Below are 12,477 nucleotides of genomic sequence, written 5' to 3' on the forward strand. Positions count from 1 at the left end.
CCGACAGGCCAAAGTGACAGCCGTGGCGATCGAACACGGACGGGTTAGCGTGGTTTGGGAGGACGGCCGGGCGGCCTGCAGGGTTCCCGCTCTCGGGGACTGGCAAGCCCCCCACCACCTCGGCGGGAAGATTGTCTGCGCTGCTTGGGCCGCCGACGGGCAGCTCGCCTTCGCTCTCGACGGCGACACGGCGGTACGTGTTCTCGATGAAGGCACCAGCCGGATGGTGTGGCGGCACCCAGGGGTGCGCAGCGTAGCTTGGTCGCCCGGCGGGCGGCTCGCCACTGCCGGTGCGGACCAGAAGATCCGCACCGCGCTGCCGGAGCGGGATGCGGAGCCGGATGAGGTGGGCACCGAGAGCCGCGTCACAGCCATGGCTTTCGTAGATGACAACTTTCTCGTGACCGCCCACGGGCGGGAGTTGGTGCACTGGGATCTGGCCCGGTCCGGCAGCGATGATCCCACCTTCGAGGCCGACGATGAGATCACCTCCGTCGGCCTGGCACCGGATGATCGCGAACGCTGCGCCGTGGGCACCCGGCTCGGTCTTCTGCGGGAGTACGACGGCAGGGGCGTTGCAGCGCAGTGGACTCCTCCCCGTGCGGCAGGAGCGGTGACTCAGTTGGTCCGGCACCGTCGGGGGTGGCTGGTCGCCAGCTACGGCGGAGCCTACTGGTGGAGCCCAGAAGCCGGGGCGCCCCGTCGCCTGTCCAAGCGGCAGTGTCTGGCGGTGGCAACGTGGAGGGGCGGTCCGGTGTACGGGCTGGCTGATCACGTCGTGTGGCAGGAGGACGTTCAGGACGGAGGGCATACCACTCTGTTGACGTTCGAGACGCCGGTTCGGGATATCGCGGTCGGCGCGGACGGTTCCCTGGCAGCTCTGGACCGTGAAGGGACGGTGCAGGTGATCCGTCACGACGGCTTTCCGTGGGAGTGGAAGGCTGCTGCGGGTGACCGGCTGCTGGCTTGTCTGCCGGACGGTCCGCTCGTACTATCCGCAGCGGATGCTGTCGTCTTCCAGGTGCTGTCGTCCGGCCTTACTAAGACAGACATATGCACGGCTGCGTCCTGGTGCGCTATCGGTTGTCGCGGACGACAGCGGCAAGCTGATCGCGGCATACCCCGACAGCGGATTGGTCGTGCTGGGGCGCGGCGAGGTGGGGACTTTGAAAGCGCCTGTTGTCGCCGAGGCCCCTGGGCACTTCACTGTGGCCGCCGCTGCCTCGGGTCGGATGGTCGCCGCGGGCCGCGGACGGGTGGCCGGCTATGACTGGGGCGACCCGGCGGCGGGCGGGCCATCGGCCGGAACGGTGAACCTGCGGGTCACCCAGGAGGAGGGCGGCTGCCGGGTGCGGTTCCCCGGCGGAGGGAGCACCGTGCTTTCGGACGTCGAGCTCGCCAGGCTTCAGGTACGTGCTGGCAGTAACGATGTGGGCCAGCTTTCGGACGCTGTTCACCTCGGCGGACAACTCGGGGATCAGCTGTGGTTCGCTGGGCTCGACCGGGAGATCGACAGGGCACGCGGGACGGATCCCGACCGGTCTGTCCGGCTGGACTGGGTGATTGAGGACGGCCCGCTCGTCGACCATCCATGGGAGCTCCTTCATCCTGCTACAGCGCCGCTGGGTTGGTTCGACACGCCAGCGGTCACCATGGTCCGCACAGTCGAACGGGGTGCCGACCGTGTGTCCGGAGCCGTCACGGGTGTCCGCGGGAGCCGGCCACGGATGCTGGTGGTGCGCACGAACGACACCCTGCTGAAAGGGGTGGACGTCGCCTACGACCGGATGCGCCGTCGGACCCGGCGCAGCAACGTCCGGCTGGTCAGCAGCATGCCGGAAATCGTGAACACGGTCGAGGACCTTGACCGTGCTCTCTGGACCACGGACGTCCTGCATCTGTGGGCGCACTCCGGGCCCGACCAGGTGCTGCTCCCTTCCGGGCAGGTCTCCGTTCCCGACGCAGCGGAGAAGATCGCCGGTACCGGGGCGCGCCTGGTCGTGCTGGTGGGGTGCAGTTCCGCGGCCCTCTGCAGGGAGCTCGTGCGGCGCGGCGTGGAGGCAGTGGTCGGCATGCGCACCGCCGTGTTCAACCACACCGTTCAGCCGCTGGTTGAGGAGCTGACCGCACAGGTTCTGGCCGGAGTGCCCGTGGACCTCGGCTTCGCTGAAGCGCTGCGGCACTACGTGCTCACCGGGCAGCCCGGCGCCCCTGCGGTACCGCTGCTGCATCTACGGGCCGGCTACACCGGAACCCTCTTCCCTCGGGCCTTCGAAACCGTACAGACATTCCCATGACATGGAGGTACCCGTGCCGGACACGCTGGTGTTCCATGAATCGTTCGACTCCACCCGAGCCACCACCGAGTACCGGGACGACCACCCGAATCTGGCCCAGGCGCAGGCCGAGGCCGTGGTGAGCCTGCTGCTGGGCCGGTCACTTTCCGTCAACCACACCTACGCCTTCGACTCCCGGGGCATGCTCGATCTGGCCGATGTCGTCTTGGAGACCTGGGAGCAAGCCAAACAGGAGGCGCGGAACGCGACAGGCGACGGAGCAGCTCGGCTGGCCCGGGCACGCCCCCTGGTTCTGCACCGATTCCGACAGCCGACCTTCTTCGCGGCCTGCTCCGATCAGCTACGCCGCTCCGACCTGGCGGACAAGGAGAGGTTCTTCAAGCTCTCGGCGTGGGAGCCCATCAACCAACTGCCTAAGGTCCGGCAGGCCCTGGCCGATGCACTGGATCAACGCGCCGCAGGCGGCACGATGCCGCCTTTGCCGGCGGAAGTCCGGGAGGACCCTCAACTGGCCTGTTACCTCGACGTGCTCCTCAGGCTGAACGGGTACTTCGAAGAGACCAGAGAATACGGCCGCAGCCGGGAAGCCCGCGAGCCGCAGACGGGGCTCCTGGGATACGTCACGCACCTGCTCGCATTCTCCCCGGAGCGAGTCGCTGAGCTGGCAGCCGGTCGTGATTGTCCGGAACAGACCGCCCTGCAGCTGCAGACCATGGTGCGGACGAAGGCGGAAAAGGACGGCGCTGCCATGGTGAACCGACGCTGGGTGCACCCCGAAGCGGACCTGGCAGAGCAGGACCCGCTGCTCGGCGACCAGCTACGGGAACTGGTCGACACCCTGTACAACGCCGTGGTGGCGGAATCGGCGTGTGCGCAGTTCGAGTACATGTCCTCAGTTCCGCGTGTGGACGGCCGGGACGAACTCAAGCACGTCAACGCCCTCGCGATGGCGCTCATCCACGACACCCGGCTGGCCAAAGGCGAGCTCTCGGCACCGGAAGCCTCCGTGCGGATGGCGGGGATGTTCGCCGCGGCTGAGGCGGTGCCCAACCTGTCGGTTGCGCCCCTGCGTACGGTCTTCGAGGCGTACTGGGCACTGGTGGCCGACGATGAACGCTGCGATGCATGGCAGGGATCCTGTACGGATCTCAACCGGCTCATCCGCCGCGACGCGCCCGCCGACCAGGAACTGCGTGATGCCTGGCAGTCCCATCTGGCCCAGTTGCAGGCCTCCCTGCCGCACGTGGTGGGGATCGAGCGTGGACGGTTGACGGTCTCCGTACCGTCGGGCGACGTCGACTGCATGCAGACCCTGGACGTTGGCGAGCTGTCCCACGAGGACCTGGACCGCTCGTTCGCCGCGGGCGAATACCTGGACGACCTGGCTCGCTCGGTCGCCGCCGGGGAAGGACGCGATAAAGGATGACGGACAGCCTGCAGCTCCTGCTCGCCGCCGACCGACCGGAGCCGCCTGAACCATCGCTGCTGGGTTGGCTGGCCGCCCACTGCGCCGTCGCCGATCTGCCGGCGGTCGTTCAGGTGGCGGCCTCCGCTGGAGAGATGGCACCCCACACGGCATGGCCGGCTATCAGCGACGCCGTGTACGAGGTGTACGCCGACCGGAGACCGGACCAGCCCCTCGGGCTGCCCAGAGCCCCCGACTCGCTGGCAGCCGGTTTGCGTCGCCTCGGCAGACCACCCGGCGCCACTCTTCAGGAGCTGGCCGATCAGGAAGTCGCATACCTGCTTCCCTTTCTACCCGACCCCTCTGCCGAAGCGCGGTGGCGGTCGGTCATGGCGATCCAGCAGGCGGCACACACAGAATCCGACTGGTACGCCACTGCCCTGGCGGCCAGAGTGGCACCTTACCTGGACGACGACAGCCGGTCGGGGCTTGCGACCCTTGCCGACCGCCTCCACAGTCGCTGGGGCACCCGGCTGACCGAACTCGCCCAGGTACGGACGCCCTGGCCGTCAGCAGCGGACGAGCTGGAGGCATCACACCCGAGCCATCCCGCGGCAAACGACGCCGCCGCGACCCTGGACGACTCGACCGTGGCTGAGGTCTGCCACCGGACCATTGCACGCCTTTCCGAACGCTATACAGCACCACCGGAAGCGGACTGGATTCCCTTGCCTCCTCTCCACGAGGACGCACATCCGGTACCCGAGCCGCCCAGGCGAGTCCTTGACCTGCCGGGCCTGCTCGGCCGCGAGGCTCCCCGCCATTGGGTTGTCAGCACAGGCCTATCTCAGAAAGACAGCCCGCGCGCGCCTCTGGAGCGCGAGAGGTGCCTCAAGCCCGCCACCGACTACTGGTTTTGGTTCGAAATCGACAAGGGAGAGGTCGAAGGGAACATTGTTCTCAACCCGGTGGGGGTCCAGCTGCCCACCGGAGACCTGACGGTGGCGCTGTTCACCTACGATGGCCACATCGAGGTGCTCAACGGACAAGACACTGGCCAACTGAGGCTGCGGGACGAGCGAATCGAAGTCCTCAACAGACCCGCCGGCAACCCCAAATTTCGCTCACGCCTGTTCTTTCCGATCCGGACCCCCGCACAACCCGGCAGATACCGGCTGCGCTGCCACCTGTACCACCGCCAGACCCTGCTCCAGTCCCAGCTGGTCGAGATGCAGGTCGAGCCGGCCGCCCCGGCCCGGGCAAACGCCCTCACGGCGCAGATCGACTACACATCCGCCATCGCGCTCCCCCAGGATCTTGCCGACGTCCAGCCGCTGACCCTGTCGGTCTTCGTCAACGACAACCGTGACGGCACACACACCTTCCGCTTCCTGGGAGAGGAGGCAGTGAAGACGCAGACCGTTCTCGGCGAGGGCCACATCCAGCGCATCATCGAGGAGGCACGGGGCGCGCTACGCAAAGCCTCATGGGGATGCATCAACGAGGAGAGAAACGGCCTGGTTTTCCGGTACAGCGACGGTAGCCCGCACGACTACGCCAAAGACTTGATCAATCTGGCGTGCAAGGGATTCCGGTTGTGGGCGGCGATTGGAGGGAAGTTCGCCCTGGCGGCATTCGCCGGGACAGATGACGAGAGTCCGATCCGGCAGCTGGCGAACCGGTTGCGCAAACCTGGCGTCATCGAGATCGCCAGCGGGGACGGCATCGGGATGGTCGTACCGGCAGCGCTGATCTACGACCACCCCCTCGACTGGGCTCGAGATGGTGAGATGCGCCTATGCGAACAATTCAAGAAAGCCCTCAAGGACGACAACGACCTGGCAGACCATCCATGCTTCCAGGGCAACTGCCCTTCATACCCCGACGACTTGGTCGTGTGCCCCAGCGGGTTTTGGGGCTACCGCCAAGAGATCGGACTTCCCCAATCGATCGCGTCCGCATCCGAACAAGCGCCACCCTCCCCAGCGTACGGAGGCCACTACATCGATTACACCGGACAGCCCAGCTGCGTCATCGGAATCGCCCAGGAGTTCGCTGGTCGGCACACGGAACGTGTCCGCGACCGTTATAACGGAACGATCCTCGCCGACCGGGCACCGTTGCTGGAGCAGCTGTGCAAGAGGCGCGTTCCGCCGCTGCTCTACTTCTTCTGCCACGGCGATGTGATCAACCACAATCCAATGCTCCGAATCGGAAGTCAGGGATTTATCTCATGGGAGATCATCATTAGCAAAATGTACTGGCCGGAGAGCCGTCCGCTGGTTTTCCTGAACGGGTGCCGTACCGCCGTGGTCGGGCCCTGTCATGCGATGGGGTTCGTTGAAGCCTTCATCCACAATGCCCACGCCTCGGGGCTGATCGGCACGGAGATCATCACCTACGAGTCGCTGGCCGCCGAGTTCGCCGAGGTCATGCTCTACCACTTCATGGACAAGCGCTCCTCGATCGCCCAGGCCATGCGCGCCGCCCGACTGGCCTTGCTCTCCCAGCGAAATCCCCTCGGCCTGATCTACGTGGCATACGCCCCACCCCACCTGCGAATGAGAGCAGCGTGACCACACCGCGGGCCACCTCAGTAAGCATTGGAGGACTCCTGATCCACCATTGACCTTTGCCTTTGTTCACCGTCCGGCGGGATCTGCTCGGGCTTCTCGGTCAGCTGCGGGCGCCGGCCGTCCAGAAACCACTCCATGGTCCAGCCTTGCTTTGCAGCACGAGCACGAGCACGACCAGCAACAGGAAATAGCCGAAGAACCCGATCGCCAGACCGATGCCATAGGCAGCAAACAATCGGGTCTTTGCCGGGAAGAGGATCAAGATGGTGCCCCCACCCAGTGCCCCGACAATGGCCAGCACATCGGCGACAGCGACCGAAGACCGGTACCGGTTCACGAAATAGGTACACCAGCCGATAACCATACCGAAGAACATCGCCCCGAACTCGATGAATGTCATCTATCCCCTTCGAATACGTTCGCTGACACCGCAACCGAACGCCGTACGAGAAATCGGAAGAGCATGTGCCACCCAGCACCGAGCGCCAGCCCGGCAGCAGCGGGGGCGACTCCGGCAGAGCCGGCGACGTAGAAGACGATTCCGGCTCCCGCGCCGACCACGACCACCTGCGCCAACAACAAGATCGGCCCGAAGGATCTTCGAGTCAACAACCACCACCCGACTACAGCGCCGAAACCAATCGCCCCGGCCACCAGCACTGTGCCTCTCTCTCCGATCACACGCCCAGAAACTGCTTACGCCCTATTGTCCTGACGACTGTCGAGAACTCGCGGACCGAACAAGGATGTCGAGTTGAAAGAACAGCGACGCCGAGACCGACTGGCCGCCTATCATCATCTGATGGCCGAGCGCCCCCACCTTTTTATCAACCCACCGAGGGCCGCCTACGAAATCCTGTTCGACGAGACGGATCAGGAGTTCGTCGCGGATCAGGACGCCGCCGAGAACCAGAGCAGAAATCTACCGGAAGAGCATTCGGACATTGGAGTGATCTACCAGGACCGCTTCATCATGCTGCTTCGTGACGCAGTACGCTTCCGATCCGGCCACCGCGGTGCGTACATCCGGGTGTGTGGTGCCCGCAACGGAACCGCTGCCGCTGTACTCCCCCTGCTTTCCGACGGCCGAGTCGTACTCATCCGCATCTTCCGGCACGCCGACCGAAGCTGGCACTGGGAAATCCCTCGCGGGTTCGCGGAAGAGGGCTCCGACGGCTCAGACACCGCCCGCCGTGAGCTGGAAGAGGAACTAGGATGCCGCACCGAAAAGATTGAGCGGCTCGGCGCAGTGAACGGCGACAGCGGCCTGCGGGCCGCCACTGACGACATCTACCTGGCGCACATCGAAACTGAAGCCTTTGATGCGGTCGCGCCTGAGCACGCGGCCGAAGAAGGGATCGACGAGGTTCTCGCGGTCAGCCCCCAGGTCTTGCGGGAGATGATCCTCAACGGACAGATCATGGACGGGTACACCCTCGCCGCCTACGCATTCGCCACCGCCGCTGGCTTGCTTTCGTAAACCTCCACGCACCGTCAGCCGGGCAACGTCCACGGCCGGTTCCCCACCCACTTCAGCGTGTCTGACACCAAGGTCCTTCCCCGCTTCCCACGTCTTGGTCGGGGTGGACGCCGAGGAAGTCGATCCTGCCGCCGAGGTAGGCAAGGAATCTGGCCCAGACATGTAGCCGACCGCCGCCGCGGGGTTACGGCCGGCCAGCGCCGCAGCAGCGGCCCGCCCAAGGCCTCCGCCTGCCTTGAGCCTCACAGCGAAGTCGTTTGGGTGGCCCGGGGGGCGCACGTCGCGGAAGGGGTGGGGCGAGCAGTTGGTAGGACCCCGGTGACAACCAAACGAGGAATTTCGGTGGCGGTTCGGGCGTGGGAGACCACCCAGATGCTGTCCTCGTGCTGCGGTGGCCGCCGGGGTTGCCAGTGGCGTCGCCGACCAGCAGGAAGCTGAAGGGTGGGCCGGTGGCGGTGTAGACCGCGGCCTGTGCGAGGTAGTCCTGTTCGATCTTCTGGCGTGTCCAGGTCTTGTCTCGCCATTTCACTTCTGTCACCAGGCGGCTTCCTGGTGCTGGGGTGTAGATGACGTCGGCGCGCCCTCCTGCGACGTCCCACATTTCACGCTGGACGGTCCCTGGGGTGCAGATCCCTGTCAGGTGCTGGTGGAAGTCGTCCTGCAGATGCTTCTCCGCCCAGGGGGTCATCTTGCCGTTCTTGTCCTTGGTGGGTGGGCCGAGGTAGGCGGTGCGATCTCCGTAGAGGTTGGCCTGTGGGTCGAAGCGGTCGTAGAGGAATCGCAGGAAGTTCTGCAGCAGGTCAGTGGCGTAGTGGCTGTCGGTAGGCCTCCATGCGGGGCTGGTGGCGAGGATGCCAAGCAGGGCTTCCAGGTGTTCGTCAAAGCGAGTGTTGCCGGTTGGGGTGTAGCCCTTGGCGACGTACTGCAGACGGTCTTCGAGCTGGTCGAGGAGACGGGGGTCGATGTCGTCGCGGAGACCGGCGGTGTCAGCGTGGAAGAGGGCGGCGAGTGCGGGGCGGCCCTGCAGGTGTTTTCCCGGCATCCCCTCCGGGGGCTGTCTGCCGTGGTCCTGCAAGCGGCGGGTACGCACGGCCATGTGCAAGGCCTCGGCGTCGGGGTGGTCTGTGAACAGTGAGGGCTTGCTCCAGGTGTTGGAGCAGTCCCTCCCGTCTGGCGAAGGAGGCCTCGATGGTCGGGCTGATCACGCTGGTGAGGCCGGAGGGCTGCGGCGCAAGGATGCTGCGGCTCGCCTGGTACACCTGCAGGAGGTCTGTAAGTGCGCTGGCTGGGTTGTACCAGCTGGGCAGATCGAGGTGGGCCTGGGCCGTGCGCAGGGTGGTCACGAGGTGGGACCAGGCGGCTTGTGTCTGGCCTCGGGTGGTGAGCCAGTCGAGCTGGTGCATGCCGCTGGTCCAGGCAGCGAGGTTCGCGGTGGCGTCGTCCAGTCGTTCTGCTGCCTCCGCGATCTCGTCGCGTGCGGTTTTGGTGGTGGGGTCGTCTTCGAGGGCGGCGAAGGCGAGGACGGCCTGGAGTGCCGCAGCGTAGGCGGCGGCGTCGAGGCGCGCTTCGTGGTCCCGCTGCCACACCGGTCCGCACTCGGTGCAGAATCCCGTCGATCACCTGCCGGTGGTCCCGCCACCTGAGGCAACGCCTGTTGCTGACCGGCAGGAACGGCCGCAGCCGTTCCCACAAGGTCACAGGAACCCTGATCCCTACTCGGTGACGAAGGGTGCGTATCCGACCGGGACCTCGCTCACCTGGAGGTCCGAGAAGAGCAAGGTCACGTTGTGCGCATTGGTTCAATGCGCACCTGCTGAAAGTCGATCCCGAGGGTCTTCGACCAGCGGCGGGTCGCCTCGGACTCAGGAAGGAGTTTGGCTCCCGGGTACAGGGCGTGCCACTTCAGGCCTCAGACGTATCCGTCGAGGCCGGCACCGGCTTCGTGGTCGATGAACCGGTCATCCAAGGAGACCCGCCAGGTCGCCGCTGGCACTGACGTCTCGCACCGGGCCTCAACGCAATACCGGAAGAGATACCGCAGGTGGGACGGCGCGCTGCCGGTACGGGGATCAGCTGTCGCGTAGACGAAGACCTCGTAGTCGCGCATGTATTTGGTGTATCCGTGGTGCACGACAGCGTGATCGAAGGTCTCGTCCAGCATCTGCTCAAGTACGGCGGTATCCATGTCGCCCTTCTACCTCACTCGGCGAGACCTTCGATAGCGAGATTCGAGGGTGTTGGGCGCCGTTGCCTCATAGATCGCCCGGACAGGTCCTAGTAGTGCTTTGTTAGCTGGTCTTGTCTCGGTGGGTGTCTGGTAGTTCGCTGGCTGCATGAGGGCTGGAGAACTGGCGGCGGTGCGGGCTCGGCTGGAGGAGTTCGCCTCTGAGGTGTTCGCTCCGCTGGTGCGGCGAGACCAGCGGGCCAAGGGCTCGCTGTATCTGCGCGGGCTGCTGCTGGACGGCCGCAGGAAGTCGATGCAGCCCATGGCTGACCGGCTCGGGGTCGATCACCAGCAGTTGCAGCAGTTCATGACGTCCTCGACCTGGCCCGTCGACCAGGTGCGGGCACGGCTGGCATGGCGGGCGGTGGCCGCGGTGCGGCCGCAGGTATGGGTGGTGGACGACACCGGCTTTCCCAAGGACGGCTATTCCTCGCCCGGAGTGGCCCGCCAGTACTCCGGCACCCTGGGCAAGGTCGGCAACTGCCAGATCGGCGTCAGCGTCCACGCCGCGTCCGACACCGCTTCGTGCCCGCTGTCCTGGCGCCTGTTCCTGCCTGCCGCCTGGGACGGGCCTGAAGCCGAGGCCCGTCGGCGGGCCTGCCGGATCCCCGAGACCGAACACCACCGGCCCAAGTGGCAGCTCGCCTTGGACATGCTCGACGAACTTGCCACCATTGGTCTGCGGCCCGCTGTCCTGGTCGCGGACACCGGCTACGGCGCGAACGCCGACTTCCGGCGTGGTCTGGACGAGCGGGGCCTGGCCTATGTCCTCCAGGTCAAAGGCGAGATGACCGCACACGGCGAAGACGCGGTGCCACACCAGCCCGACTACGGCGGGCTCGGCCCCCGACCGCTGCCCCGTTACCGCACCCGCCCCGCGGCCTTACGCGAGCTTGTACTGGCCGCGGGCCGCAGCCGGGGCCGGACCGTGACCTGGCGCAAGGGCTCGAAAGCGGCGATGAACTCACACTTCGTCCTTCGGCGGGTCCGGATCGCCGGCCGCCGCCCCAAACCGGCCGACGACGGCACGATCCCGCTGTCCTGGCTGATCGCCCAGTGGCCCGAAGGCGAGAGCGAACCGGTGAAGTACTGGATCTCGAACCTGCCCGCCGGCATCCCCGCCAAGGACCTCATCCGCCTCGCGAAAGCCCGCTGGCGCATCCAGCACGACTACCGCGAGCTCAAGACCGGTCTGGGTCTGGACCATTTCGAGGGCCGCTCGTTCACCGGCTGGCACCGGCACGTCACCCTCGTGACCGCCGCCCACCTGTTCCTGACCGAACAGCGGAGGACCCCAAAAGCCCCTTCCAGGGCCTGACCCTCTACCAGGCCCTGGACCTCCTCCAACACCTCATCGCCACCTCGACCGGCACCTGCCCCACCTGCCAGCAGACCGTCCCCTGGCAGCCATACGACACCACCTAACAAAGCACTACTAGGAGGTGTGCCGTGCATGACCGCGGACCGACACAGACGTCAGGTGTAGCTAGTCGCTGGGCGATCCGCTTTACGCCGGGGCGAACGCCCGCCGACTCAGCGTTCTCGCAGGAAGCTCAAATGCCTGTTGGGGCGCTCCATGCACTTCGAGTCCAGCCGCCGAACGGCGGATTCATCCCGCTCACCACCGTCCGAGCGCCAGAGGCGGCGCTCCGATGACTGCTGCGCACATGGGCCTGGTGTTCGGGGCCGACGGCCTCGATGGTGCCGAAAAGCTCCTGCTGCTGGCCTACTGCAACCGCACCGACGATCACGGCTACTGCTGGCCGGGGCAGAAGCGGCTCGTGGATGACTGCGGGACGTCAGCAGCCACAGTCAAGCGCGTCAAGAAGATCCTGGTCGACAAAGGCCTCATCAGCTCAGTACGCCGCGTCCATCCGGTCACAGGCGATCCGATCACGAACATGACGCGGGTGAATCTGCGGCTCTTGGAGCAGATGGCCCGGTCGAAGACCGCTTATGACGACAACGTCATCGAAAAGCTCACGTTCGCAGAAGGCACGCCGCCTCCGACGAAGCGCTAGAAAGCAAAGAAGGCCACTGATCAGCTGAGGGCTCACCATGAGCCCAACCCTGACCTGCTGATGGCTCAACCTGAGCCCAACCCCGGCTCAACTTGGGCCCACCCCCCGGTCAAGATGAGCCCACCCCCGGCTCAAGATGAGCCACTAACCCTCATTGATCCCTCAGAGAACCCGCAGCCATCCCTCCATCCTTCCGGTCGGTCTTCCTCTGAATGTCTCTCGGGCGAGCCGAAACGGGACGGAGGGATGGATGGGACAAGCCGCAGGGCCGAGAAGAGGACCCAGGAGGAGGCAGCCGGCACGCCCCAGACGGCGTCGGACACCGCTGCCCCGATGGTTTCGGCGTCACCCGGACTGAATGTTCTCAACTCGATCGCACAGGGGTGCGGTCCGGAGTTTCTCCTCACGGGGAAGGTCTTGCGGGACCAGGCGGTGGTCGTGACCGGCTTGCTGACCTCAGGCTGGACCCCCGCC

The 12,477-nt window shown here is 66.0% G+C and carries 8 protein-coding genes and 1 pseudogene; 6 read left to right on the plus strand and 3 right to left on the minus strand.

Annotated features, from left to right (window positions below; translation table 11 throughout):
• Positions 1-950: 950 nt before the first annotated feature.
• The 3 genes from ACZ5VC_RS30955 to ACZ5VC_RS30965 are packed head-to-tail and all read left to right on the plus strand — an operon-like array spanning position 951 to position 6,278.
• Entirely contained in the window at positions 951-2,297 is a 1,347-nt protein-coding gene (locus tag ACZ5VC_RS30955; protein WP_469123287.1) for a CHAT domain-containing protein, read from the plus strand.
• A 13-nt stretch (positions 2,298-2,310) separates the two neighbouring features.
• Complete coding sequence (locus ACZ5VC_RS30960) at positions 2,311-3,723, plus strand: hypothetical protein (protein ID WP_469123288.1); 1,413 nt, start codon at positions 2,311-2,313, stop codon at positions 3,721-3,723.
• Entirely contained in the window at positions 3,720-6,278 is a 2,559-nt protein-coding gene (locus ACZ5VC_RS30965) for a hypothetical protein (protein ID WP_469123289.1), read from the plus strand. Before ACZ5VC_RS30960 ends, ACZ5VC_RS30965 begins: the two co-directional genes overlap by 4 nt.
• Before the next feature lie 100 nt (positions 6,279-6,378).
• Here the strand turns inward: ACZ5VC_RS30965 and ACZ5VC_RS30970 are convergent, their stop codons facing one another.
• On the minus strand, positions 6,379-6,678 hold the full coding sequence (locus ACZ5VC_RS30970) for a hypothetical protein (RefSeq protein ID WP_469123290.1): 300 nt from the start codon (positions 6,676-6,678) through the stop codon (positions 6,379-6,381).
• Positions 6,679-7,080: 402 nt separating this feature from the next.
• On the opposite strand from ACZ5VC_RS30970, the gene ACZ5VC_RS30975 reads away from it, so the two are divergent.
• The gene (locus tag ACZ5VC_RS30975) at positions 7,081-7,758 is read left to right on the plus strand and encodes an NUDIX hydrolase (protein WP_469123291.1); all 678 of its coding nucleotides are present in this window, start codon (positions 7,081-7,083) and stop codon (positions 7,756-7,758) included.
• 184 nt (positions 7,759-7,942) lie between these two features.
• On the opposite strand, the gene ACZ5VC_RS30980 is transcribed toward ACZ5VC_RS30975, so the two are convergent.
• Together ACZ5VC_RS30980 and ACZ5VC_RS30985 are read right to left on the minus strand one after the other, a co-directional pair.
• Entirely contained in the window at positions 7,943-8,854 is a 912-nt protein-coding gene (locus tag ACZ5VC_RS30980) for a hypothetical protein (RefSeq protein WP_469123292.1), read from the minus strand.
• Between the two features lie 616 nt (positions 8,855-9,470).
• Positions 9,471-9,943: pseudogene (locus ACZ5VC_RS30985) on the minus strand (YxiG-like protein).
• A gap of 148 nt (positions 9,944-10,091) precedes the next feature.
• Here ACZ5VC_RS30985 and ACZ5VC_RS30990 point away from each other — a divergent pair.
• On the plus strand, positions 10,092-11,300 hold the full coding sequence (locus ACZ5VC_RS30990) for an IS701 family transposase (RefSeq protein ID WP_469123293.1): 1,209 nt from the start codon (positions 10,092-10,094) through the stop codon (positions 11,298-11,300).
• Between the two features lie 334 nt (positions 11,301-11,634).
• On the plus strand, positions 11,635-12,003 hold the full coding sequence (locus ACZ5VC_RS30995; protein WP_469123294.1) for a helix-turn-helix domain-containing protein: 369 nt from the start codon (positions 11,635-11,637) through the stop codon (positions 12,001-12,003).
• The last annotated feature ends 474 nt before the right edge of the window (positions 12,004-12,477 follow it).

Source organism: Streptomyces sp. NPDC033174 (assembly GCF_055577795.1).

What these genes read in the sequence shown, in the direction of transcription:
- ACZ5VC_RS30975 (WP_469123291.1), top strand. Translation starts at nt 7,081, where the DNA reads ATGGCCGAGCGCCCCCACCTTTTTATCAACCCACCGAGGGCCGCCTAC.
- ACZ5VC_RS30965 (WP_469123289.1), top strand. Translation starts at nt 3,720, where the DNA reads ATGACGGACAGCCTGCAGCTCCTGCTCGCCGCCGACCGACCGGAGCCG.
- ACZ5VC_RS30970 (WP_469123290.1), bottom strand. Translation starts at nt 6,678, where the DNA reads ATGACATTCATCGAGTTCGGGGCGATGTTCTTCGGTATGGTTATCGGC.
- ACZ5VC_RS30980 (WP_469123292.1), bottom strand. Translation starts at nt 8,854, where the DNA reads ATGGCCGTGCGTACCCGCCGCTTGCAGGACCACGGCAGACAGCCCCCG.
- ACZ5VC_RS30995 (WP_469123294.1), top strand. Translation starts at nt 11,635, where the DNA reads ATGACTGCTGCGCACATGGGCCTGGTGTTCGGGGCCGACGGCCTCGAT.
- ACZ5VC_RS30990 (WP_469123293.1), top strand. Translation starts at nt 10,092, where the DNA reads ATGAGGGCTGGAGAACTGGCGGCGGTGCGGGCTCGGCTGGAGGAGTTC.